General features: G+C 57.1%; 18 protein-coding genes and 3 pseudogenes. 9 read left to right on the top strand and 12 right to left on the bottom strand.

The window, feature by feature from the left end; translation table 11 throughout:
- Positions 1-20: 20 nt before the first annotated feature.
- Positions 21-1,528 (bottom strand): annotated as a pseudogene (guaB, locus tag N8E89_RS11560) (IMP dehydrogenase).
- Between the two features lie 226 nt (positions 1,529-1,754).
- A complete protein-coding gene (locus N8E89_RS11555; protein ID WP_106664300.1) occupies positions 1,755-2,738 on the bottom strand; it encodes an MBL fold metallo-hydrolase in 984 nt (327 codons plus the stop codon).
- Between the two features lie 235 nt (positions 2,739-2,973).
- On the opposite strand from N8E89_RS11555, the gene N8E89_RS11550 reads away from it, so the two are divergent.
- Positions 2,974-4,377 (top strand): DHA2 family efflux MFS transporter permease subunit, encoded by a 1,404-nt coding sequence (locus N8E89_RS11550; RefSeq protein WP_106664301.1) that lies wholly within the window; start codon positions 2,974-2,976, stop codon positions 4,375-4,377.
- Between the two features lie 75 nt (positions 4,378-4,452).
- On the opposite strand, the pseudogene N8E89_RS11545 reads toward N8E89_RS11550, so the two are convergent.
- Both N8E89_RS11545 and N8E89_RS11540 read right to left on the bottom strand, forming a co-directional pair.
- Positions 4,453-5,153 (bottom strand): annotated as a pseudogene (locus N8E89_RS11545) (RlmE family RNA methyltransferase).
- Between the two features lie 13 nt (positions 5,154-5,166).
- Complete coding sequence (locus N8E89_RS11540) at positions 5,167-6,621, bottom strand: Ppx/GppA phosphatase family protein (protein WP_262259938.1); 1,455 nt, start codon at positions 6,619-6,621, stop codon at positions 5,167-5,169.
- Positions 6,622-6,992: 371 nt separating this feature from the next.
- Here N8E89_RS11540 and N8E89_RS11535 point away from each other — a divergent pair, with 371 nt between their 5' ends.
- Complete coding sequence (locus tag N8E89_RS11535) at positions 6,993-7,214, top strand: hypothetical protein (protein WP_146147789.1); 222 nt, start codon at positions 6,993-6,995, stop codon at positions 7,212-7,214.
- Positions 7,215-7,438: 224 nt separating this feature from the next.
- Here N8E89_RS11535 and N8E89_RS11530 read toward each other — a convergent pair whose 3' ends face one another.
- Positions 7,439-7,621 carry a hypothetical protein gene (locus N8E89_RS11530; protein ID WP_106664304.1) on the bottom strand — a complete coding sequence of 61 codons (183 nt, stop codon included), beginning with the start codon at positions 7,619-7,621 and terminating at the stop codon, positions 7,439-7,441.
- A 320-nt stretch (positions 7,622-7,941) separates the two neighbouring features.
- On the opposite strand from N8E89_RS11530, the gene N8E89_RS11525 reads away from it, so the two are divergent.
- Positions 7,942-8,082, top strand: a complete 141-nt coding sequence (locus N8E89_RS11525; protein ID WP_170117031.1) for a hypothetical protein — start codon at positions 7,942-7,944, stop codon at positions 8,080-8,082.
- 50 nt (positions 8,083-8,132) lie between these two features.
- Here N8E89_RS11525 and N8E89_RS11520 read toward each other — a convergent pair whose 3' ends face one another.
- Positions 8,133-8,702, bottom strand: a complete 570-nt coding sequence (locus N8E89_RS11520) for a dihydrofolate reductase family protein (protein WP_106664305.1) — start codon at positions 8,700-8,702, stop codon at positions 8,133-8,135.
- A 223-nt stretch (positions 8,703-8,925) separates the two neighbouring features.
- Between N8E89_RS11520 and N8E89_RS11515 the strand changes: the two genes are divergently transcribed.
- From N8E89_RS11515 to N8E89_RS11495, 5 genes are all read left to right on the top strand, one after another.
- Complete coding sequence (locus N8E89_RS11515) at positions 8,926-9,186, top strand: hypothetical protein (protein ID WP_315975645.1); 261 nt, start codon at positions 8,926-8,928, stop codon at positions 9,184-9,186.
- Complete coding sequence (locus N8E89_RS11510) at positions 9,176-9,439, top strand: hypothetical protein (RefSeq protein ID WP_245448763.1); 264 nt, start codon at positions 9,176-9,178, stop codon at positions 9,437-9,439. The genes N8E89_RS11515 and N8E89_RS11510 overlap by 11 nt, the downstream gene beginning before the upstream one ends.
- 354 nt (positions 9,440-9,793) lie before the next feature.
- Positions 9,794-10,003, top strand: coding sequence for a cold-shock protein (locus tag N8E89_RS11505; RefSeq protein WP_091881096.1), 210 nt, complete (start codon positions 9,794-9,796; stop codon positions 10,001-10,003).
- Between the two features lie 245 nt (positions 10,004-10,248).
- Positions 10,249-11,505: a D-amino acid dehydrogenase gene (locus tag N8E89_RS11500; RefSeq protein ID WP_106664308.1), complete on the top strand. Its 1,257-nt coding sequence runs from the start codon at positions 10,249-10,251 to the stop codon at positions 11,503-11,505.
- A 162-nt stretch (positions 11,506-11,667) separates the two neighbouring features.
- Positions 11,668-11,994: an RcnB family protein gene (locus N8E89_RS11495; protein ID WP_106664309.1), complete on the top strand. Its 327-nt coding sequence runs from the start codon at positions 11,668-11,670 to the stop codon at positions 11,992-11,994.
- Positions 11,995-12,048: 54 nt separating this feature from the next.
- On the opposite strand, the gene pbpC is transcribed toward N8E89_RS11495, so the two are convergent.
- The 3 genes and pseudogenes from pbpC to N8E89_RS11480 form a co-directional block, all read right to left on the bottom strand.
- Positions 12,049-14,133: a penicillin-binding protein 1C gene (gene pbpC, locus N8E89_RS11490; RefSeq protein WP_106664310.1), complete on the bottom strand. Its 2,085-nt coding sequence runs from the start codon at positions 14,131-14,133 to the stop codon at positions 12,049-12,051.
- Positions 14,133-19,581, bottom strand: a pseudogene (locus N8E89_RS11485) (alpha-2-macroglobulin family protein). Before N8E89_RS11485 ends, pbpC begins: the two are co-directional and overlap by 1 nt.
- A gap of 84 nt (positions 19,582-19,665) precedes the next feature.
- Entirely contained in the window at positions 19,666-20,574 is a 909-nt protein-coding gene (locus N8E89_RS11480; protein ID WP_106664589.1) for a LysR substrate-binding domain-containing protein, read from the bottom strand.
- A gap of 96 nt (positions 20,575-20,670) precedes the next feature.
- Here N8E89_RS11480 and N8E89_RS11475 point away from each other — a divergent pair, with 96 nt between their 5' ends.
- Complete coding sequence (locus N8E89_RS11475; RefSeq protein WP_106664312.1) at positions 20,671-20,853, top strand: hypothetical protein; 183 nt, start codon at positions 20,671-20,673, stop codon at positions 20,851-20,853.
- Positions 20,854-20,919: 66 nt separating this feature from the next.
- On the opposite strand, the gene N8E89_RS11470 is transcribed toward N8E89_RS11475, so the two are convergent.
- From N8E89_RS11470 to fdhD, 3 genes are all read right to left on the bottom strand, one after another.
- Entirely contained in the window at positions 20,920-22,995 is a 2,076-nt protein-coding gene (locus tag N8E89_RS11470) for a family 20 glycosylhydrolase (RefSeq protein ID WP_262259937.1), read from the bottom strand.
- 241 nt (positions 22,996-23,236) lie between these two features.
- On the bottom strand, positions 23,237-23,485 hold the full coding sequence (locus N8E89_RS11465) for a formate dehydrogenase subunit delta (RefSeq protein ID WP_106664314.1): 249 nt from the start codon (positions 23,483-23,485) through the stop codon (positions 23,237-23,239).
- On the bottom strand, positions 23,478-24,413 hold the full coding sequence (gene fdhD / locus N8E89_RS11460; RefSeq protein WP_106664315.1) for a formate dehydrogenase accessory sulfurtransferase FdhD: 936 nt from the start codon (positions 24,411-24,413) through the stop codon (positions 23,478-23,480). Before fdhD ends, N8E89_RS11465 begins: the two co-directional genes overlap by 8 nt.
- Positions 24,414-24,415 lie beyond the last annotated feature (2 nt).

The following is a 24,415-nucleotide window of genomic DNA, read 5'->3' as shown; positions in this document are numbered from 1 at the left end:
CGCGCCCTCCGCGTTGTTTGTCAGTTGCCGCCCGGATAGTTCGGGCTCTCACGGGTGATGGTGACATCATGGGTGTGGCTCTCGCGCAGGCCAGCATTGGTGATGCGCACGAATGTAGCCTTTTCGCGGAATTCTTCCAAATTCTTTGCGCCTACATATCCCATGGAAGCGCGAAGGCCACCCGCCAGCTGGTGCAGGACGCCGGAGACCGGCCCCTTGTAGGCAACCTGACCTTCGATGCCTTCGGGCACGAGCTTTAGTTCATCACGCACTTCGGCCTGGAAATAACGGTCCGCCGAGCCACGAGCCATGGCGCCAACAGAGCCCATGCCGCGATAGGCCTTGAAGGAGCGGCCCTGGTACAAATAGACCTCACCGGGGCTTTCTTCAGTACCGGCCAGCGCCGAACCGGCCATGGCAGCAGCCGCACCGGCAGCGAGCGCTTTGGCGAAATCACCGGAATACTTGATACCGCCATCGGCAATGACCGGCACGTTCGACTTATGCGCAGCTTCGACTGCGGACATGATGGCGGACAGCTGCGGGACGCCGACACCGGCGACGATACGCGTGGTGCAGATCGAGCCCGGTCCAATGCCGACCTTGACCGCGTCGGCGCCCGCATCGATGAGCGCCTGCGTTCCCGCAGCCGTTGCCACATTGCCGGCGATGATGCGCACGGCGTTGGACATCTTCTTGGCGCGGGTAACGGCATCCAGAACGCGCTGGGAATGGCCGTGGGCCGTATCGATGACAAGCACGTCGACGCCAGCGGCAATGAGGCGCTCGGCACGTTCGAAACCGTCCTCGCCGACGCTGGATGCGGCGGCGACGCGAAGCCGGCCTTGCGAATCCTTGGCGGCATTCGGGTTGAGCTGCGACTTCTCCATGTCCTTGACAGTGATCAGGCCAACACAATAGCCCTTATCGTCGACGACCAGCAGCTTTTCGATACGGTGCTGATGCAACAGGCGCTTGGCTTCTTCATGCTCAACATTGTTTTCGCGCACGGTGATCAGGTTTTCGCGCGTCATCAGCTCGTAGATTTTCTGAGCGGGATCGGAGGCGAAGCGCACGTCGCGGTTGGTGAGGATGCCGACGAGACGGCCTGGCTTGCGGCTGCCCTCTCCCGCATTCTCAACGACCGGAATGCCGGAAATGCCATGGGCACGCATCAGCGCCTGTGCATCGGCCAGTGTCGCATCCGGTCCAATGGTGACGGGATTGACGACCATGCCGGATCTCGAACTTCTTCACCTGGCGAACCTCTTCGGCCTGCAGCTCAGGTGTGAGATTGCGGTGAATGACGCCCATGCCACCTGCCTGCGCCATGGCGATGGCGAGACGCGATCTCGGTGACCGTGTCCATGGCTGCCGACAGCAGCGGCAGATTGAGTTCGATATCGGGTGCGATGCGGGTGCGGATGTCGGTCTGGCCGGGCATGACCTCGGAGTGACCGGGCTGCAGCAGGACATCATCAAATGTCAGTGCGAGTGCGCCTGTCGCGGATTCAACGATTTTTGCCATGACCAATTCCTTACAATACGGCTGATACGACTAAAGGGCGCACCACGGTGGTGGCGCGCCGAGTCAGTTGTGTTCAAGTGAATTGGCACGGGCTGGTAACATGGATATGCCGGTTTGAAAAGACGTAAACGCAATTACTGGCACGCCTGCGACTATCGAGGCGCATAATATTGACGATTCTCGAATCGTGCGGTCCAACGCACGCGCGCCGAACATCACGATCTGCCTAAACATCGAACTGATAGGTAGCCGGTACGAAGCGGTAGCCCGTCTCCTGTTTTTCGACATAGCCGACGGCCGGGAACGGCATATGGTAGCCGATGAAAGGCACTTTGTCGGTCGCGATCATGTCGAATACTTTTTTGCGCGTGGCCGCACCCATCGGCTTGTCGGTGTCGAAGGCGACCTCCCAATCGGGACGCTGCAGCGAAGCGACATAGTGATTGGCTGTATCGGCCGTCAGGACAATATGTTTCCCGGCCGATTCAATATGGAAAATCATGTGTCCCGGCGTATGACCATACGCCGCCTCGCTGGCAATGCCTGAAACGACAGAATCACCAGCCTTGATGAAGGTGGTTTTTTCAGCGAGTGGCTTGACCTTGGCGCTGACACCCTTCGCACCGTTTTCTGCCGGCGTTCCCGTGCGGGCAGGATCGGTCCAGTAGTCATATTCGACCTGGCCGGCGACATAGCGCGCATTGGCAAAGCCTGGCGTCTCGCCATTCATGAGACCGCCAATGTGATCGCCGTGCATATGCGTAATAACGACAATTGTGACCTGGTCCGGTGTATATCCGGCAGCCTTCATATTGGCCTCCAACTGGCCGAGCCCATTTTCGCGGCCGCCGGCGCCAAACCCGGTATCGAACAGCACCAGTTCAGACCCCGTATTCACCAGAACAGGCGTAAAACCATTGACCATTTTTGTTTCTGGCAGAAAGTTCGCCTTCATCAGTTCGGCGACCGCCTCGGGCTTCTGGTTGGCACCAAAGGTTGGATGCGGGCCATCGCCGGGCCGCAATCCGTCAAGCAATGTGGTGATCTCGAAATCTCCCAGCTTGAACCGCTTGAAGCCCGGAGTCTTGGCATCTGATTGCGGCACGGCTGCATCGGCAGTTGTGGTCATTAGTTGCGGTATTACCAATCCTCCTGCCATCGCACTGGAAGCAAGGAAAAGGTCGCGGCGCGAAATCTCGAATGTCGACATGAATTATCTCCTTGAGGCAGCCATTGATACTGCCGCAGTCTACACCGCGCCGCATGGACGTCGCTGGTCTGCACCTTCCAAATCGATCACAAGAACCGGCGGCTGGATCACTTCTGTTTGATCGACGCTTGAGCAAGTACATCTGCAATGCTATCGGAACTCGCACCAACAGACTCAAGTCCCTCCTTCTGGACCTGCCTCCTGTTTTCCTGATCTGTGAGAACTGGAATCCATCGTGAATCGCATCGTTCCGCTCGTGCTTGCCGTAGCTCTGTTTATGGAGCAAATGGACTCGACCGTTATCTCGACGTCGCTGCCGGCGATCGCCGCGGATATCGGTACGAGCCCGATCGCATTGAAACTGGCCCTGACGGCCTATCTCGTTTCCCTCGCCGTCTTCATTCCGGTCAGCGGCTGGATGGCTGACCGATTCGGTGCGAAAAACGTGTTCCGGGCGGCAATTGTAGTATTCGTCCTTGGATCCATCGCCTGCGCTGTGTCTGACTCATTGCTTGCATTCGTTGTATCGCGCTTCTTTCAGGGCGTTGGCGGGGCGATGATGACGCCGGTCGGACGCCTGGTTCTGGTGCGGTCGACACCGCGCAGCGAATTGGTCGGAGCAATGGCCTGGCTGACGATGCCTGCCCTTATCGGACCGCTGCTGGGGCCACCTGTCGGGGGCTTTCTAACCACCTATTTCAGCTGGCACTGGATCTTCCTGATCAATGTGCCGATTGGCGTGATCGGCATCTGGTTTGCCACACGCTATCTTCCCGCGGTCGAAACTCTGATCCAGCGGCCGCTCGATGTCACCGGTTTTTTCCTCAGCGGCATCGCGGCCTCCGGCATCGTCTTCGGCTTGTCCGTCGTCAGTCTTCCGGCCTTGCCCTCATGGGTGGGCCTCTCGACGCTTGCCGTCGGGATCGTATCGGCCATCCTCTACCTCCTGCACGCTCGCAGGACGGCAGAGCCACTGCTGGCCCTCAATCTGTTCAACAATCAGGTGTTCAGGGCGGCGATAATCGGCGGCAGCCTGTTCCGCATTGGTGTTGGCGCCGTGCCATTCCTGCTGCCTCTAATGTTTCAAATCGGTTTCGGCATGACACCATTCCAGTCGGGCATGATCACCTTTGTGTCGGCGCTCGGCGCCATGAGCATGAAGCTCGTGACTACATGGTTCTATCGCAAGACCGGGTTCCGCAATTCGCTGATGTACGGATCGCTGGTCGCTGCTGGCTTCATCGCCATCAACGGGTTCTTCACCCCGGAGACGCCGTACTTGCTGATGATCCTGCTGCTTCTGGCTGGCGGATTCTTCCGTTCGCTGTTCTTCACCGGCACAAATGCCCTCGCCTATGCGGATATTCCGAACGAGCAGACCAGCCAGGCAACCCCCATCAGTTCCGTCGCCCAGCAGATTTCCATCGCACTTGGGGTTGCGGTTGCGGGTGGCATTCTCGAGGTTTCCACCAATATCCATGGCGGACCGCTGCAGCTCTCCGATTTCCACATCGCCTTCTTTATCGTGGCAGCTGTGTCCGCCCTGGCCTGCCTGTCGTTCAGAGGCTTGAACCCGGACGCAGGTGCTGAGGTATCGGGGCATCGGCCACTGATCAAGATTGCAGCGCCGGCCGAATAAGACGCAGCACAAACCTTGCGTTTCCAGTGTACGGCGCGGTTTTGCCTGTGTCCAAGATCGCGGCTCGAGCGTAAGTCAACCCTTGAAGTCGCGCGCCAGCAAATAGAGCTCGACGGACTCCGCCCGGGATGCGGGTGGTTTGACGTGATGCACGGATTTGAAGTGCTTCTTCAACAGGGTAAGCACCTCGTTTTCGGTCCCCCTTGAAATGTCTTGGTGAGGAAATGTCCACCGGGGCTCAGAACGGCAACAGCAAAATCCGCGGCGACTTCGCACAGGTGCGTCGTACGGATGTGATCCGTGCGGCGGTGGCCGGTCGTCGGCGCCGCCATATCCGAAAGCACGATATCAGGCGCTCCGCCAAGTGCTTCCATCAGCCTGTCAGGCGCCGCATCATCAAGGAAATCCATTTCGAGCAATGTTACCCCCGGCAGGGGATCGACATGCAAATAGTCGATGCCGACCACCGTCGGAAAATCATCCGGGGAACCGACGATCGAGGCGGCAATCTGGCTCCAGCCGCCCGGCGCGGCCCCAAGATCGATAATGCGCTGGCCCTTTTTCAGTATTTTGTAGCGATCATTGATCTCGATCAGCTTATAGGCCGCACGTGATCTATAGCCATCCTGCTTCGAGCGCTGGACATAGGGATCGTTGATGTGACGCTCCAGCCAGCGGCGTGAGGATTCCTTGATCGTGCCGGCCTTCTTCTTGATTTTGGTGTGCAGGCCGCGTGTGCCGGTGCCACCGCGACCGCCTGTTGTTGTCTTAGCCATGTGCACTCCGATTTTACGCCCCTTGGGCGCGGTGCCAGCGATTACGCCACGCACCATCGCGCGACATGAGTTCGGTTAGAATACCTTCGCGCAAACCGCGATCGGCCACGCGCAACTTCTGGCTTGGCCAGACATTGCGGATGGCGTCAAGAATGGCGCAACCGGCGAGAACGAGGTCGGCGCGATCAGCGCCGATGCATGGATTGGCAACCCGCTCATCAAAACTCCAGGACAGGAGCCTGCTGGTCATCTCCGTAACATCGTCATTCTGCATCCAGATACCATCGATGCGGCGGCGGTCATAGCGCTCGAGCCCAAGATGAATGCCCGCAAGCGTCGTTACCGTGCCGGACGTGCCGAGCAGGTGAAAGTTCTGGCTCTTGACCAGATCGCCGAGTTTGTGACGCTCGGAAAAATCATTGAGAAGATCGGCGACATGATTGACCATGACGGCGAAATTATCCGTCGTCACATCGCGCCCGCCAAAACGTTCCGCCAGCGTCACCACTCCCACCGGCAGCGATGTCCAGGCGATGATGTGCTCGGCGAGACGCGGCGAGCGGCGTTCGGAAACATCTATCAGGGCGATCTCGGAAGAACCACCGCCTATGTCGAACAAAACGACGGCATCGGTTTCCCGCTCGACCAGGGTACCGCAGCCCGAAACTGCGAGCCGAGCTTCGGTCTGGCGATTGATGATCTCCAGTTCCAGTCCGGTCTCGTCTTTCACCCTGGCAAGAAACTCTGCCCCGTTCTCAGCCTGACGGCAGGCTTCGGTAGCAATGAGACGGGCCTTGCGCACGTCGTGATTGTCGAGCTTGTCGCGGCAGATCTTTAGCGCCTCGATGGCGCGGTTCATGGCATTGGCACTCAGACGCCCGGTAGCACCGAGACCTTCACCGAGACGAACGATTTGCGAGAAAGCATCGACGACGCGAAACTGTCCGGGACGCGTCGGCGACGCTACCAGAAGCCGGCAATTGTTGGTGCCCAGATCAAGAGCTGCATAAAGCGATGCGCCTATGTATTTGGGTTCATGCCGAGGCATTTCCCGTGGAGGTTGTAGAGACCCGCTCGGCAGTGCCGAAACGGCGGGTGCAACGTCAGCCGGCTTGACACCCGAACGTCCTCGACGGCGAAACCTGTTGGGTCGCCGCTTCTTGCCCGTCCGTTGCGGCGCGTTGCTGGCGTCAGCGGCGGCAGCAACGGCAGGCGTTGCGGCAAGCACCTGCTCTGCCGGAACAGTGATCTGTTTCGACTTGCCTCGCCTGCGACGGCGTGCGCGTTTCTTTGGGCTCTTGTCGAAGCGTCTGCCTTCAGAATCGGACTGGCTTTCCTGCTTGTGCGGAGCAGGATCCCCATGTGGCCCGGGTCCGTTCTTGGCGGAATCTGCAGTGCCGTTGAGCACTTTACCACCAGACGCCCCTCCATTCGGCGCGTCTGACACGCCAGATTCGGGGTCTTTCAAAATCTTATCCTTCGAGCGCCGCGCGAACCATCAAGGACGCAGGCAGGACGCTTTGTAATTAACGTTAGCGTTAATGTAACATGCTTTGCCAAATATCCAAGGGCTCGGGGCAAAATAGGAAACGTGCAAGAATACGAACGCCCGCGGTCGATATTCTCCCGCTGTTTCCGATCCGTTCGCACACCTATAGCTCCAAGGGATTAACTTATCGCGGTGGGGCTTGAGATATTTCCGTGCTAGCTTTCGCCGCGGCCCATTGCTTCATTTGAGCTCCAACCCCTTCTTTTGATCGCCCGGCCAAACACATGTTCTTATTGATAATTCGCGCATAAGTTGTATAAGGCGCTCAACACAATTTAGAGACGTACAGAATGTCCGAGCGAGATCACCAGCCGGTTACGATCACCGGCCTTTTGTTGTTGGCTGCGATCGCTTTGATATTTTTAATAGCTATTTGGCTGATCGGATCGGCATTTGCCCAAAAGGCCACACAAGCCGCTCAGATTATTGGAACCAGTTGTCCCCTCGCGCGTTATATTGGGCTGACCCAAATTCTGTCAGCGGGGGCTTGGCGCGGCGCAACTGCAACTTAAACCCTCCCCAGTCGGGCCAAGCCTCACCGCTGCAAAGATGCGAGGCTGGGTGCCTTGAGACTGCACCGGCGTGAGCAGCGGCAGAAGAATGCGCATATCTCCGTTGATTTTACGCAGAACTGAAGTGTGACAGCTTGGCTGAAGCTTTGACTATCGTTTGGTTCCACGATCAGGCCAAAAACCGGCGCCGTGTGAAAACGGCACCGGCGCGACTTGGCAGTTTGTCAGATCAGGCGGTTATGCTCGACAAGCTGCCGCATGCGCCGCAGCTTCCCATCGCTATCCGGGTTTACGCGCCGTGCGAGTGGCCCAACAGACGACGCCGTGGTTTTCACGATTGTTTTCTGTGGTCTGGGAACGGGTGCCTTCAGCTTCTTCAGGAACGTCATTGCGTGCATAAACATCATGGGGCCTCCAAATGCCATAGAACCGCGGTGGGGCGGTGACCCCAGCGGAAAATCGTCGGTTTTTTCGGCAAGTGGCGGCACTCTAACACCATTCGCTTTACCGCGATAGTCTGGCGCCAGGTTGCCAGTCTATTGCTCTTGCCGGATGTGCTACGCTTGAGCCGCAATAAAACCGCAAATGACGGCGAACAATGTTGAATCGTCTTTTGGCCAAGCTTGGCTCTTCGCGGCGTCAGAGGTTCTCGACCCGCCAATCTCATTCCAAAGTGCCGATTTCATACGCACCCAGTTCAATCTGTTTCAATCGGTAGGAGAGCATCATGGCCAAGGGTCAACAGCGCAGCAATCGCGAAGTACGAAAACCAAAAAAGGAAAAGGTTGCGGCCAAGGCGGAAGTGCCCTTCAGCTCAATGCTGAAGAAGGCGGAGAGCGCAACGCCAAAGGGCAAGCCGAAGAGCTGAACTGCCATTTGACGAAATGATCGCCCCGGCAACGCCCGGGGCTTTTGTTGTTAAAGTACCTGGAAGTGCAAATGGGTGACCAGCGGCGACTCGATGACTGCTGTGCGCTTCAAGTCGATCTGTTGGCTGCCAATACGATCGAACAGGCGGATGCCTCGCCCGAGGAGAATGGGCGCAATCTGAAGAACGATCTCGTCTACCTGTCCTGCTTCCAGCAGTTGCTGGGCAACATTTGCCCCCATGACGACAACATCCTTGCCGGCCGCCGCTACCTTTGCTTGCTCCACAACGCTCTCGACGCCATCGGTAGTGAAAGTAAACGTGGCACTCTTCATTTGCATTGGTTCGCGCGTTTCGTGGGTGAGAACGAAGCTTGGAGCGGGAAACGGCGTATCCTCCCAGTGCTCCAACCCTAAATCGAAGGTGCGCCTGCCGAGGATGACCGCACCAACGCGCGAGAAGATGCCGTTCGCCATTTCCTGGTCAACTTCCGACGTCTTGTCGAACAGCCATTGATGCAATTGTTCGCCACCCTCACCCATCGGTTCTTGCTCGCCAACATTGGGCCCGGCGATAAAGCCGTCCAGAGACATCGTAAAAGAGAGTACGACTTTGCCCATGGTCTGCCTCCCGGCTTGATGCGGATCGTTGCCCGTCCTGCAATTTCGACAAACGAGACTAACTTCGCTGGCGTCCCATAACAACTGCTCCGCGTTCAGTAACTATCAATGGCGGCATCGATCTGCGTTCAGATTGATGCCACTGGAAATGTGAACAAAACAGGAACAAATTCCTTTTCTTATATGCCCGGTTGTGGCAATCTTTCCTGAGAAGGAGATTCTGATGAACGCCATATCCAAACAACCGGAAGATGAAATCAATGAAGCACTGGCCTATCATCAGGGCGATGTTCGGGCCACGATTGCCGCCCTTCTAGCCGAACGGGAGTTCCTGTTGCGAGAGATTGAATACGCCTCGCTTGCCATGTCCTATGGATCTCGCGCGAGGCTGGAAGCCTGGTCAGCAAAAGTTTGCACGATAGACTTGGAGGGCCGCGCGTGCGATGGTTGCAAATCCAGCAATGCGAGATGCAATGAAACATAGTCCAAAACAGATGCCTGAAGTTGGTGTCCGACCAAAACGGGTTTTAAGTCCTTCGGAACAGAAGAGTCTGGCAACCACCGCTGCCGCAGCCGCCATCATTAATGATGAAACTGCGAAATGGGAAAACAAGACAGCACGCCTGAAGGCATTGCGTCTTGCCAAGGAAGCCGAAGAGCAGGCGGAGATCGCCGCAAGGCCGCCCGCGGCCGCCAAGACAAAGGCGAAATCTGGCCGTACCGCCAAAGCCAAATAACGCCCCGGAACCGCACATCAAGGCAACATTCGACCGTTCGATCCCTTTTCGAAACGATTTGCGCTGAGCAAATTTGAAGCGTTATACAGCGCCAGTACCGGGATGATGCGAAAATATATCATAATAAAAAGTGCCGAAGGAAGGACGCTTTTTCTGTTTTCCGAATTATTTCTTCAACCTTGGCATTGACGGAACAGCCACTTAGCCCTATGTAACAACCATCGGTATTTGGTAGTTTGTTACTAACTTTTTTGCGCTTCAGGCGCTCTGAAAGATCCTTCTTCAAAAATCGAGCTAAAAACTGCATGGCGCGTCGTGCCCTGTATTACAATATTTCCATTGAAAGGGTTCATCATGAGCACTGGAACAGTTAAGTGGTTCAATTCCACAAAAGGCTTCGGCTTCATTCAACCAGATGATGGTTCAGCAGATGTATTCGTACACATCTCTGCCGTTGAGCGCGCTGGCATGCGCAGCCTCAATGACGGTCAGAAGATCAGCTTCGAGCTGGTCCGTGACAACAAGTCCGGCAAGATGACTGCTGATCAGCTTCAGGCTGGCTAAAAATAATTCGTCTTCGCGTCTTTGACCACGGATGTACTGGCACTGATAGCAGAGATGAATTTGAGAAGGTCGGGTTTTCCCGGCCTTTTATTTTGTCCAAATTCTGGATGAATGGCAAAAAACCAAGACATTTCAGCGCATCGCCAAGAAAAGTCTGGAAAGAAATATTTCGCCATCACACAGTGCGAGTCATCTCTACTGCCCTCTCAAACGGGTATCGCATTGTCTGAAGGAGTCTCCTCATCATGAAAGTTCTTGTCCTTGGCAGTGGCGTTGTCGGTGTCACATCGGCCTGGTATCTGGCGCAGGCGGGACATGAAGTCGTGGTGGTCGACCGGCAGCCTGGACCAGCGCTGGAAACAAGCTTTGCCAATGCAGGGGAAATATCACCCGGTTATTCGTCCCCGTGGGCCGGACCTGGCGTGCCGATCAAAGCAATCAAATGGATGCTTATGCATTTTGGCCCGCTGGTCGTGCGGCCGAAATTCGATCCCTATATGGCGCTTTGGCTCGTGCGTATGCTGCGCAACTGCACCTCTGCACGCTATGCCCGCAACAAGGCGCGCATGGTGCCACTTGCCGAATATAGCCGCGATTGCCTGAAGGCGCTTCGTTCGGAGGTCAGTATTGCCTATGACGAACGCACCCAGGGGACGCTGCAGCTTTTTCGCACGCAAAAACAGTATGACGGTACGGCTGGGGACATCGAGGTGCTAAAGCAATTCGGCGTTCCATATGAGCTTCTCGACCCGGCCGGGTGCATGGCGGCCGAGCCAGCGCTTGCCAATGTCAAAGGCAAGTTCGTCGGCGGTCTGCGCCTTCCCGGCGACGAAACCGGCGACTGCCAGATGTTCACCGAGAAACTGGCGGCCCTGTGTGCGGAGAACGGCGTTACGTTTCGCTTCAACACGACCGTTACCTCCATCAACACGAGCAGCAATCGCATTGCCAGCGTGTCAACCGAAACAGAAGAATTGACGGCGGACGCTTATGTTGTGGCCTTCGGCAGCTATTCGCCCTTCCTGCTGCGCCGGGTCGGGGTGCATATCCCGGTTTACCCGGTAAAGGGCTATTCCATCACCGCCCCGATTGCCGACAAGGATGCCGCGCCTGTCTCCACCATTATGGACGAAACCTACAAAGTCGCAATTACCCGGCTTGGAGACCGCATCCGTGCGGGCGGTACGGCGGAGATTTCGGGCTATGATCTCAACTTGCGGGATGCGCGGCGGGCGACATTGCACCATTCGGTCGGCGACCTGTTCCCTGGCGGCGGCGACCTCAGCAAAGCGACTTTCTGGACGGGATTGCGGCCGATGACGCCGGACGGACCGCCGATCATTGGCGGCGTCACCAAATATTCCAATCTCTACCTCAACACCGGGCACGGCACACTTGGCTGGACGATGTCGTGCGGGTCCGGCAGGGTTTTGGCAGATCTGGTCTCAGGCAAATCGCCGGATGTCGATGCTTCTCCGCTCAATATCAGCCGGTATGGCTGACATTGCACGGGCGAAACAGCAATCAGTGCTAACCCATTTGAAACATTACAAATTATTTAGGTTGGCATTCAGTTTTCATTCATCTCGTCGGGCCTAAAACCAGAGCGTGTCCCCAAGACAACTCGTGGTTTTTAATCCCCACGCAACTGACGAGGAAACGGAATGAAAAAGATCGCTCTGGTAGCACTTGCCATCTCCCTGATCGCAGCACCCGCTGCATTCGCGCAGCAGCAGAATTACAAGGGCCATCTCTATGGCCACCAGCAGAAGCACGTCATCGTCAAGAAGAAGGTCGTGGTAAAGCATGGCAGCCGCTGGTCACGCGGTCACGCCCTTCCTTCGAGCTACCGCCGCAATGTCGTGCGCGACTATCATCGTTACCACCTGCGCACGCCACCACGCGGTTACCAGTGGGTAAGGGCCGACAATGACTACGTGATGATCAGCGTCGCCTCTGGTGTAATTTCGGCACTCGTTCAGGCTCGTTAAGGTCAGAACCTCGACAACAACAAAGGCGGTGTCATCAGACGCCGCCTTTCCAATTCAATCGACGAATATGCGGACACTGGCTGCACGGCCAACTGAGTCAATCACGGTCAACGTCGAATAACCACCACCATCTGGCACCCACTGATTGACGCGGCGACGCGAGGTTTCCGGCAGAGGCTTGCCGTTGGCGAGCCAGCGGAACGGCGCTCGCCCTCCCTGCAGCTTTAATGCAAGCGGCATGATGTCTCCGCCAGCTTTTGCACCAAGTTCGACGCGCGCTCCCTCTGGCGGAAAGATAATCTGCGGCGCGGGTTCGCGCGTTGACGCGGCCAGCAACCCGCTCGCATTCATGGAAAAGCGCCGCTGACTGACCGGCAACTGCGCCTGCGCGATGCGCACGGCCCCGGCGGGTGCCGGTGGCAGTGGTGTAACGGCAATGCCGGACTTGGCAAAGCCTTCGAACAGGATCGGCGCTGCGGCTCCATAACCGGTCAGGCCGGGTACAGCACCATTATCCGGCCTGCCGACCCAGACGCCCAGCACATAATTGCCGTCAAATCCAACCGACCAGGCATCGCGGTAGCCGTAGCTGGTGCCGGTCTTATAGGCGATGCCACGCTGGCCCGCGCCTGCAGGCGGCAAAACGTCCGAGAGAATATCGGCAACGTTCCACGCAGCCACCGGCTCGAGCAGCGGCTCACCTTCGATGGTTTCGGGCTTGTCCTGGATGCCATCGCCAAGCTGCATCGGTCTGCCGCGATTGGCCAGCCCCGCATATAGCTGCACCAGATCCTTCAGCGTGATACCAACACCGCCAAGGCCAATGGCAAGACCCGGCGCCTCGTTGGGCGGCAGGACCGGCCGGACATCTGCGCGGCGAAACCGCACCATCAGCCGCGTTGGGCCGACAGCATCGAGCAGGCGCACCGCAGGCACATTGAGCGACAATTGCAGCGCCTGCCTGATACTGACATCGCCTTGATAGCTCATATCGAAATTGCGTGGCCGATAGCCGAAGAAATCGGACGGCCGATCCTCGATGATTGTTTCCTGGCTGACCAGCCCGTCTTCGAAGGCAAGGCCATAGATAAATGGTTTCAGCGTCGAGCCCGGCGAGCGGTTGATCCGGGTCATGTCGATCCAGCCAGAGCGGCTGGCATCGAAATAATCGGCAGATCCCACCTCGCCGACAATCTCACCAGTGCGCACGTCGGCCATGACCATGGCAACGGAGACTTTCGCTCCCAGCTTGCCTGCTGCATCTTTCGCGACCGTTTCGAGACCCTGCTGGATAGACCGGTGCAATGTGGTCTGGTGGCGCTTGACGTTCGGTTCCTTGCGCTGCGCAGCTTCCGCCAAATGCGCGGCATAGGCCGGCAATTGCAACCGGCGCGACGGGATCGGCGCAAGGCCGGCCCGCTCCGCTTCCCCCTCACCTACAACCTTCTCTACCGCCATGCGCTGCAGCACGCGGCCACGCGCGATTTCGGCCAGAGCCGGATTGCGATCGGGCCTGCGCCGCTCCGGGAGCTGCGGCAATGCAACGAGCAATGCGGATTGCGCTACGGTCAGGCGGCGCGGCTCCTTGCCGAAATAGGCAAGGCTTGCAGCACGGATGCCTTCCAGATTGCCGCCATAGGGTGCAAGCGTCAGATAGAGGTCAAGAATTTCCGGCTTGCCCAGACGGCGCTCGATCTGCAGGGCGCGCACGAGCTGCTGGAATTTTGCGGTGAGAGAGCGTCCCTCTCGCGGTTCGATCAGCCTGGCCACCTGCATGGACAGCGTCGATGCACCCGAAACGATGCGGCCATTGCCGACGAACTGGACCGCAGCGCGGGCCAGGGCGATGGGGTCGACCCCACGATGCTGCCAGAAACGCTGATCCTCGTAGGCGATGAGCATGCGGACGAATTGAGGATCGACATCCGTGGCCGTCGTGCCAAGGCGCCAACGCCCCTCTGACGTCGCGAAAGCTCGCAGCAGTTGGCCCTCGGCATCGAGCACTTCCGCTGAGATCTCCCGCGCATTTTCCAATGGCGGCGGGAAGGCATGATCGGCTGCATCAAGACCAAAGGCCAGCACTGTTGCCAAAACCAGATTGGCCGATACGCCGATGCAGAATATGCGCCAAGCCGCCATTATTGTCCTGCGACGACCTCCATACGACCGGTCGCGGTGCGGGCCGAGTACTGCGGACGGTACATATCCTCGACACTGGCGGCCGGATGATCATAGGTGCCAGGTGTTACGGCGCGCACCACGTAGGCCAGCGTGATTTCACCATTATCGCCGGATGTGCGATCGAAAGCGGCGACGAAACGATCGCTGCGGAATTCCGTATGCGCGGCTTCCACTTCGCCGACCCAGTCGAAATTCGACAGGCTCGCGCTGTTAACGAGGCCAGGATTATCGATCTCGAAACCGGCGGGCAGAAGGTCGGTGATCAACACACGCGACGGCCAGTTGTTGGTTTCCGTCACCTTCAGAACGACCACATAGCGTTCGTTCTGTCTTGCCTCACTGACATTGGCCTGCTGGCCGTCGAGCGTGTAGTAGGTACGTTCGATGCTGAAGCCATCGCCGCCTGCCGGCAGCGGCTGCGACGGAGAAGCAACAGTCGTAACGACGGCAGACACGGGTTCTGCCGAAGCATTGGTGATTGTGACAGGTTGGGCGAGAAGTTCATCACCCGTCAACCGCGCGACATAACCACCGGCGTGTGCGGCGCCGTTTATATCGAGCTTAAGATCCGCATCGCCGCCCTGTATGGCACGTGCTGCCAGAAGCATCCACGTCTGTTCCTGCGTGCTCGTATAAATCTTGCGCTCCCATGCGTTGGCGACGATCTTGGACAGTTGCGGAATGATCGGCGGGACCGGACGGCTCTCGGCTGCTAATGCCAGAACCGCCGCGTCGTCGCGCAACGATGAACCATAGTCGGAGCGGACCAGGCTGACATTGGTCACCAGTGTCGACTGTTGCAGGGCATTGGTGAAAATGCTCTGCGAGCGCTGCGCATCGCCATAGAGCGACAAAGCAGCCGCCAAGTGAGCCCGCGCCAACGGCGTTGGAAACTCAGCGAGCTTGGTGTCGGCATAGTAGCGCAGATCGCTGATCGCGGCCTTGCGGTTGCGCGCCAGAACATAGAGGGCATAGGCAATCTCATTGCCCTGATCCTTCACGTTCACATCATAGCTCAGTGAGTTCTGCAGGTTTTCCAACGCTTGAACCAACGCCTGTTCCGGCACTTCATATTTCTGTTCACGGGCACGGGTCAGGAAATCAGTGACATAGGCATCAAGCCATAAATCGCCTGAACCCGGACTCCACAAGCCAAAGCTTCCAGACGAAGACTGGTATGACAGGACGCGGTGGATGGCCTCTTGCACGCGCTTCTGCACCTCGCCGTCTTCGGCAATGCCGGATTGCTTGGCGAGTTCGCTCATGTAGAGCAATGGCAAGGCGCGGCTGGTGGTTTGCTCGGCACAACCATAGGGGTAGCGGTCGAGCGTCATCAGCAGAGCTGGAATGTCAAAGGCCGCAGAACGGGTGACGTTCAGGCTGACAGAAGCCCCCTGCAGGATGCTGCCCGCCAGGAGTTCGCCATCCACCTTGAGGCTACTGTTCGGTGCCACCCTGATTGGCTTGCGCAACGTGACCGGCAGCGTGGCCGGCCGGACAGGGACATTCAGCGTCTGCTCAAGCGACAGCCCGGCGGCGTTGGATAGCTTGACCGAAACAACACCATCGCCCGGATGCTCGCCGGTCACCGGCAGCGTGATATCGAACTTGCCACCTGCTGTCAGGTTAACCGTCTGTGATGCTCCGGGCTGATCGACGCTCACGACCGGATTGCTTGTCACCTGCAGCTGGTAGTCGCCGGCCGGTGCATCAGTGTTGGCGACATCGAGCCGCAACGAAGCCTTGTCGCCAGGAGCGAGGAATTTCGGCAGGCTCGCGGTGACAACGACCGGATCGCGAATGACCACGTCGGACGTCGCATGACCGACACCGGTCTTTGACCAGGCAACAGCCATGACGCGGGCGGTGCCGTTGAACTGCGGAATGTCGAAGCTGACATTCGCCTTGCCCTGCGGGTCCAGTTTTACAGGACCAGAGAAGAAAGCGACGAGTTTTTCGGTGGGCGGGCTACCCTGCATCGGCATTTGCGCACCATCACCGCCGGTTCGCAGTTTCCCCAGCGCTCCCAATGAACCGTCGATCAGCCGGCCGTAGAGATCGCGAATCTCAAGACCCAATTGGCGCTGGCCGAAATACCAGCCATCGGGATTCGGTGCTTCGTAGCGGGTCAGATTGAGAATGCCGACATCGACCGCGGCAACGGTGACAAAAGCGTCTTCATTGGCGCCAGCGCCCGTTACTTGCAAAGCGATATTCAGCGGCTTGCGCGGCTCGGTTTTCTGGGGCGCATCGAGCTTCATGGAGAGGTGGCGGTCGCCCGGGCTGACATTGAGCCATTTGATGCCAATAGCGCGCATCGGCATGTGGGTTTCCTGTGCATTGCCTGGACGGAACAGAGTGGCGGTGACATAGGCACCGGCGCCCCAATCGGCGTTGACGGAGAATTCCACTTCACCGCCCTCAGCAGGAATGCTGGCCTTCTTGGTTGCCAACAGGTTTTCGGCACCGACCGTGATGAGCAGCTCACCAGCAAAACGCGGCGAAACTTTAAGCTTTGCCGTATCGCCGGCAACGTAATTGTCCTTGTCGAGCGCAATCTCTAGCCCATCTGGCGTTTCCGTCGATGTCGCGGCCACATAGTAGCCGGCATCGAATTCCACGCTCGAAGCCGGGCCATCCGCTTCGGCGCTTTCCACCTCGAGGCGAAAACGTCCCCAGGTGACCGGTACCGAAATCTCAGCGCCGTCCGGTGTTGTACTCACCTGCCCGTTGGCGATCTGCTTGGTCGACAGAATCGGCTCATATTTCCAGGAACTTCCATCACGGTACCACTGGTAATTGCGCTCGACGCTGAGGAGTTTCCACTCCAGACCTTGCATGGCCTGTTTCTGGCCATTCTGGTCGACGGCAATGACATGGAACTTACCAACGGAATTCTCCGCAAGGTCGCCGGAGAATTCCGGCTTGATGCCAATCATCGATCCCTGTGGTTTGACCGGCAGCGTCAGTGTGCGTTCGACGGCACGGCCCCCGGCCTCCTGCATTCGCACGACAACATCGGCGTTGAGCAACTGCGTCGTCGAGGGAACGTCGTTCAGCGAGACGTCGAACGTTGCCTTGCCATTGTCGTCAAGCTGGGCCAAATCCTCCAGTGGGATGCGCGTGTCCTCGCTTGCCTGTTCGTCTGCAAGGCCGAAGAAGTAACCCTTGAAGTCAGTGCTTTCACGCGTCGGCTTGACGGCGATTTCGCCTTCAAGGTCAAGCCCGGCGGCAGGAGCACCATAGAGATAACGCCCGTCGACTTTAACCGGCGTGGATTTGCCGACTTCCAAAGACTTTGCATCGCTGGTCAAATCGAATTCAACCCGATCCGGAACAAAGTCCTCGACCAGAAACTGCTTCTCCGATATCGGCGATCCCTTGGGATCGGTGTATATCTGCATGGTCCAGGTGCCACGCATGGAATTGGCTTGAAGGACAAGGTCCAGCGTATGACCGCCGAGATTGGCACCATCGCTGACCATGCGCCGGTCTTCAACGCCATCCGGCCGCTTGAATACGAAGGTTAGCGGCAACTTCTCGATAGCATTGGCCGCATTGTCACGCGCCAGAGCAGAAGCATGCACGGTTTCTCCAGCGCGATAAATGCCGCGCTCGGTCCAGGCCAGAATGTCTATGGCGCCGGGAGCGGCGCGGCCAGTGACACCGCGATCCGACAGATCGAAGCCCGCGCGGGTCATGTCGAGGAAGACATAATCCGCATCGCCGTTCTTGGCGGTAATGACCGCCGGACCCATTGCCGCCGTGCCACGCATCAGGCCCGCGGTGAAAGTTGCCCTGCCCTCGGTGTCGGTAACGGCGGTGCCGAGAATTTCATTGTTCTTGGCGAGCAGTTGCAATTCGACGCCAATGAGCGGCTGCGCTGTGGCGAGCGAGCGGGCAAAGACGTTGAGGCCGTCGGTGCCCGCATAGGTGGAAAGTCCGATATCGGAGACGACGAACCACTGCGTTGCCTGCGCGTCCCATTCCTCGGTCTTCGCGTCGGGCGAAACCGCAGTCAGCACATAGACACCGGGTTTGCGCTGCGGCAGTGCCTCATCGACAGGGAAGCTGGTGACGACATCCTTGTTAAGGTCAGTCTGGATATCGATGGCGCCTTGCCACACCAGTTCGCCCGCTTCGTCCTGCAGCCGCTGCGCATTGTAGCCGTCAATTTGCGTCAGAAACTGCGAGCTGGTCAAAAGTGGCGCAAGGCCGCGATCACCGATGCGGTAGAGCTTGAGATTGGCGCTCGTCGTGTTGACCGATACGATTGGAATACCACGGCGTGCTGTGCTCGGCAGGACGAAACTGTCGCCGGCAAAGCGCACCATGGCGGAGCGATCCTTGATGTAGATGTCGAGATCAACCGGTGCTTCCAGCGATTCTGCCCACTGATGACGGCAAGCCCGGGCGAAAGGCCAGCTTGTAGCGCTGGCCATGCTCGAGACCTTCGACACAAATCTCGCTTCCCTTGGCTTCGACGGCCTTCGGCGCCGCGCCATTGAGCGTCACGAATGGAGCATAATCCGTGCCCATTTTCACCAGCGGATCAGAGAACTGCACGCAGGCACGCGGCGTGGCACTGTCCGCGTCGATCGTGTGATTGACGACACGGAAACCCTGTCGTGCCCTCAGATCGAGATAGGCGGCCTCTACGGTCTTGTCGTTGACCAGCGTCAGGCTGGTTTTATATGCGCTGAGCGCGGCGCGGTAGTTTTCGACGTTCTGCAGCGCTGCCGCCAACGCCGCCAGCGCGTCTGCCCGGCTCTGCGCAGTGCGCGTCAATTGATAACCGTTCAATGCCGCAAGCGATGCCTGCCCGGCAACGTAGGTGTTCTTGCTATCGCGGTTGGCAGCGCGAGCTGTCTCGATCCACAACGCACCATCGTCGGGTGTGATGGCCAGCGCGCCCTTGAAGGCATTGAGTGCGCTGGCCACATTACCTGCGCCAAGCTCCCGCCGCGCTGTCGCGACGAGCCCATCGACGCCCTGCGCCTTCTGTTCGTCGGTCAGGAACAGGCTTGCCTTGACCTGACGCGCGTCCTGAACGAGCTGGTCGGAGACAAATTGCAACTTCGGCGGAGCACCGATATCGGGTTCGGCAGCAGTTTCGATTACCTTGCCGGCAACCGAGCCCGGCGCGCTTTTCAATTGATTGAAATCAGACTTGAGGAAACACCATTTCACCTTTGGGTTGTAGGTGAAAGCCTTGCAGGACCGGTCCGCAAGACAGACCAGTTCGCACTGATCGAGCGTGACATCCTGTTCCGTGCGCAGGTCAAAACCGAAATAGTCGCCATCCTTCGTCGTGACGACATCGCGATTGGTTTCTGCAGCGCCAGCCGGAATTGCGGCAGCGAAAACGGAGAGAAGAAACGCCGAAAACCCGATTACCGCGCGCATAGACATAGAGCCCTCCAACCGCTGCTAATCCAGATGAGCGGCACTCTTCAAACTTCAGTATAATTTGTCAACAGATCAAACAGTTTAGAGCATCAGACGATGTTCTGTGGTCGCATTGCCCTGTGCAATTTCGCTTCGTATCCAGTTCTGAAAATGAAGCATTTGCGGCGTTGGTTTGCGATTTTTCGGCGAGACCAGCCAATAGGCGATCGACGATGGCACCCGGGTTGGAAATGGCGCGACCAGCCGGCCATCGGCAAGTGCGTCTTCGACAAAGAGATCCCAGGCCAGCATGATGCCCTGGCCGCTGATCGTCGCTTCGAGACCGAGCCATGGGTCGGAGAATGTTGGTCCATCGAATGGCAAGGGACCTGCAAGACCGGTCGCCGCCTGCCAGTCATCCCAGCTGAACATCGGGTTCTCGTAGCAGATGATCGGCTGGTTGAAGATGTCGGCCGGTCCGCGCAAACGTTCGGCAAAGGCGCGGGTGCAAACGGGGAACATTTTCTGCGGCAGCAGACATTCCGGGGTGCCGTCCTGCCAATCGCCACTACCGAGTCTGATCGCCAGGTCGATATCGGAACTTTTGAGATCAAGCACGCCGGGAGAAGGATCGATGCGGATTTTCAGATCCGGATGCGCGGCTCGCAACCGCCCGAGGCGCGGCACGAGCCATTTCGATGCGAATGTCGGGGCAACGGAAAGCAGCAATGTCTGGTCAACGCCATCGGCAAGTGCCACGGCCCTGGAAAGCTGCTGGAACCCTTCCTCGAGCCTGGCGAGAAGGGTCTTGCCAAAGGAGGTCGGAACCAGGCCCGCTCGCGTCCGGTCGAAGATCGCCTGGCCCATCTGTCCCTCGGTGCGTATCAGCTGCTGGCTGACCGCACTCACCGAGACACCGAGTTCCTCGGCGGCCCTTGGCAGCGACCCGAGGCGCCCGATCGCCTCCACTGCCTTCAAACCGTTGAGATGAAACCTGTTGAGGTTCTTCATGAAGATTTTCTTTATAATGGTTTCGGCAATCTTGATTGTGATCGGCACTAATTGCAGACAAAATAGCACATGTTTCCGTGGTCATGGATATGTCAGATGAAGATTTTCTTGTTGATACGAGGCTTGGAGATGTGGCTTCGCAATGGTCTAACCCAGTCTGACCGCGACCCTGCGAATGACTGGTACAGGGATCCGCTATCGCATCCGGCGCTGGAGGCCATGGAGCTCGATGAACTGGCCGACCTGCCCTTCGATCCCCAGGCGGTCCACAGACAATAGGGCAGATAAGAGAACAGGCCCCGACGGGGGCCTGCTGTTGGTTGGTTATTTCCCATACGTCTATTTCTATTTGGCTTCCGCATCCGCGGCTGTGAATGCCAAAGCCATATCCGATACATCCCAGCCCATCCAGTCTGTGTCTGCATTTGTTGTTTCCCTGATGTCACCTGGCACCGGGCCGAAGAATTCCCGATACAGTTCCCGATGCTTGGATGCCTTCATTAGAACGTCCTTCGCTTCCGCCACACTCTTTTTGAGGCGCTCATGAACCCAGAAGGCCGACATTTCTTGAGAAACATTGATCAGACGCTCAATGTAAATATAGTCATAGGGTCTGAATATGCGCGACGGTGTAAGTCCGACAATCTGCACCACGGGATTTGGAATGTCGTCGGCTCCATGCCAAGTGAAATATCCGATGCCTGGGAATGTCTTCGACAGGCCGGCATTAATATAGTCTGGATTAATCTGATTCCCTGGGAATCCTGCCAGATGGCTCCACTGCGTATATTGAATCCCGTTAGGTATCGTCCCGATAGAAGAATAAAGCGCCAATCTTCGCAGATAGGAATTGTATATTTCAGGCGAGGTTTTACCAATGCTCGTGTAGTTATTGGGCAGGAAGTTCCTTGGGGTATAATAGAATTCTGTTCCCTCGGCATCAATCCATTTAGATTCTGGGCGATTCTTGATTTGAAGAAATGACTTGTCGAACCAATCTTGCCATCTTACGATTCCAATTTCGGAATTAGCACCCTGGTACAAACCGGGCATCCCATTAACCATATGTATGCCGTCATCCCACATCCAGACATGCGTAAACCCATCCTTGTTCTGTGGAGTTTTCTTGATCCTGTCATATAGTGTATTGATGTATTTGATCGTATCCGGATACTTGTTTGGGTCGGCTTCGTCACCGCCAATATGGATCGTGTCTGATTTGAACCAAGGCCTGAAATCCCGTATAAGGCTTTCAAAATAAGTGACTGTATTTTCCAGATTTTTACTAGGTGTCCACCGATCACCTACATCATTGGTCAAAATTGAATCAGAGATCGCCCAAGGTTTTGAAAGTAGAGTAAGTCGATCAACAGGAGCATATTGGAGTGAACCAGCACCATCGTCCTTGAACGCACTGGCATGGCCAGGAGCGTCAAATTCAGGGACAAGCTTGATGCCATAGCGGTAGGCTGCCTTTTCGAGATTGGCCCAATCTTTGGAATCGTAAACTGTTTTGCCGGCAGCAAAATCCGGTTTTCCATCTTTTATCGGCTGATCAGCTGGTATCAAAAGTTCACGCGGTTTGGACTCGTTATATAACCGGAAATAACCATTTTTTGCTCCGCCGAGCTCCGGAGCAGTGCTGTCATTGAGATGCAAATGCAACTCATTGAGTTTGTGCATGCTCATCTTGTCCATATAGCCGATGAGCTGATCGACCGGTACAAACTGGCGCGCGACATCCAACATGATGCGGCGGTTTTCATATTGCGGATAGTCGAAGCCGTTTATCCCTTGAATCGTTCTATGTGTTCCAACAGCTTTATCATCATCGTTCATCACCATCAGCGCCGCTGTCTGAAAGCCGCGAAACCCGCCCAGCGTCTTGGCATAGGTGATCGTCAGTCCCGTAGCGTTTGCTGAAAACAGATAGCCCTCTTGCTTATAATTCTTCGTAATCTTTTTCTTTGTTGAATTGGGATCGCTGGGGTTGGCAACCACAAACATACCGTAGCCTGGGGCGATGAAATCAACCGAGTCTACGGGAACCCTCCTGAGGACAATGTCGGATGCTTTCCCGTCCGAGACGTTAGAAACAATCTCCAATTCAAAGCCGGTCGCATAGCGTAGTTTCTGCGCCCAGCCGCGCGGCTCATCCAGAAGCGCGGCAAGGTCGCCCTTGCCATCGGTCTTTCCATTTTCTTCCAGCTTCTCGTCAACATCGCCGACCACGATAATCCTGCTGGCGCTCGTCAGCATAAAATCTCCGGTTATTGAGGAGGGCCACGTTGATTTCAAAAAGAACTCACCGTCCGATATGGCCGCAGCAAACGGCGTCGCGGGCGCTACACCAAGCATCGCCATTGCAAGACACAGACTGAGGCATGTTCGGGATAAAAATCTGAATGGGTTATTTCCCATGGAATCATTCTCCAAATTCATTTGATTAAAACAGTGCAATATTCAATTGGTTCGTCAGTAAGGTATTAGATTGGTTTTAATATACTCCAATCCGTTTCATCGTAGACGCAACCCGGGGAATTTATCAAGTTGCGTATTGAAATAATATGAGCAATACGCAAATGACACTTTTACCAATACCATACCAATTGCGCAGGCGCTCAGAAGGCATCGGGTGTAAGTACCGGGAAGTGCGAAAGCGTTAGACCGGAACCGGGCCCGGCTTGCGGATGTGCTTTGCTGCTTCGACAACGAGTGGATCAAGACCGTTATCGGGTTGCTCAAGTATCGTGAAAAACTGCGCGCGCATGCGCGGCTCCCAAAAATGATTGATGTGATCGGCAACACCTGCCACGGCTTCGTCCTTCGGCTGTGTGTGGAAGAACGTGGCGATCTGGTTGGCCATATAAACCAGCTTGTCTGCGGTCGATTTGTGACTTTCACTATCCATATTGCACCAATCGTACTGTGGGACTTTGAACGAGGCTCGATGCGGCAGAATCCGGATTGGGTTTGGTGGCCGGATTGTTCAGCGTGACATCCTCCGCGAGCGTTTCGCCGGCCAGCGGAATGCGCTCATGCCGCGTGAAAATATCGAACTCGTCGCCGCGCACCAGCGCAATCAGGGTCATTCCAGCTGCCTGCGCCGTGCGGATCGCCAAGGAGGTTGGTGCGGAAACCGCAATCAGGATGGGCGCGCCGATAATGGCTGTCTTCTGCACCATCTCGATGGACACGCGGCTGGTGATGACGACTGCACCGGTTTCACCTCTCATTCCGGTGCGGCAGAGCGCCCCGGCAAGCTTGTCGAGTGCATTGTGGCGGCCGACATCCTCGCGTGCCGCAACGATGCCTTTGCCCGCAACATAGAACCCGGCGGCATGGGCAGCACCCGTCTCACTATGCAGTGGCTGGACCGCTGACAAGAGCCTGACTGCCTCGGCGATTTCGTCCGGCATGAGTTTGAGCCTGGCCCTGTCGACCGATGCGACCGGCTTCAGCGCCTGCTCGATCGACTCGATGCCGCAAAGGCCGCAGCCAACGGGTCCGGCCATGCGGCGGCGGCGATCGGTGAGCTCCTGCCCCGCTTCGCTGGCGAGACGTATCTGGATATCGACGCCATCATCATGTTCCTCGACAGCAATTTCGCTGATCTCTTCGATCCGCGAAATAATACCTTCTGACAGGCTGAAGCCAACGGCGAAATCCTCCATATCGGCCGGAGTCGCCATCATGACCGCATGGGTTGTGCCGTTATAGCTAAACGCAACCGGCGTCTCCTCGGGCACTATCCGCCTGTCCGTCGCATAGACTTCACCGGCACCCTTGCGGCGGCGGGTGATGCGCGGAACAGATAGCCGTGTGAGGCGCTCGACCATGG

The organism is Phyllobacterium sp. A18/5-2 (genome assembly GCF_025452215.1).
Taxonomy (GTDB): Bacteria; Pseudomonadota; Alphaproteobacteria; order Rhizobiales; family Rhizobiaceae; genus Phyllobacterium; species Phyllobacterium sophorae.
The sequence above is the reverse complement of the archived record's forward strand: the minus strand, read 5'-3'. Positions and strand labels throughout refer to the sequence as shown.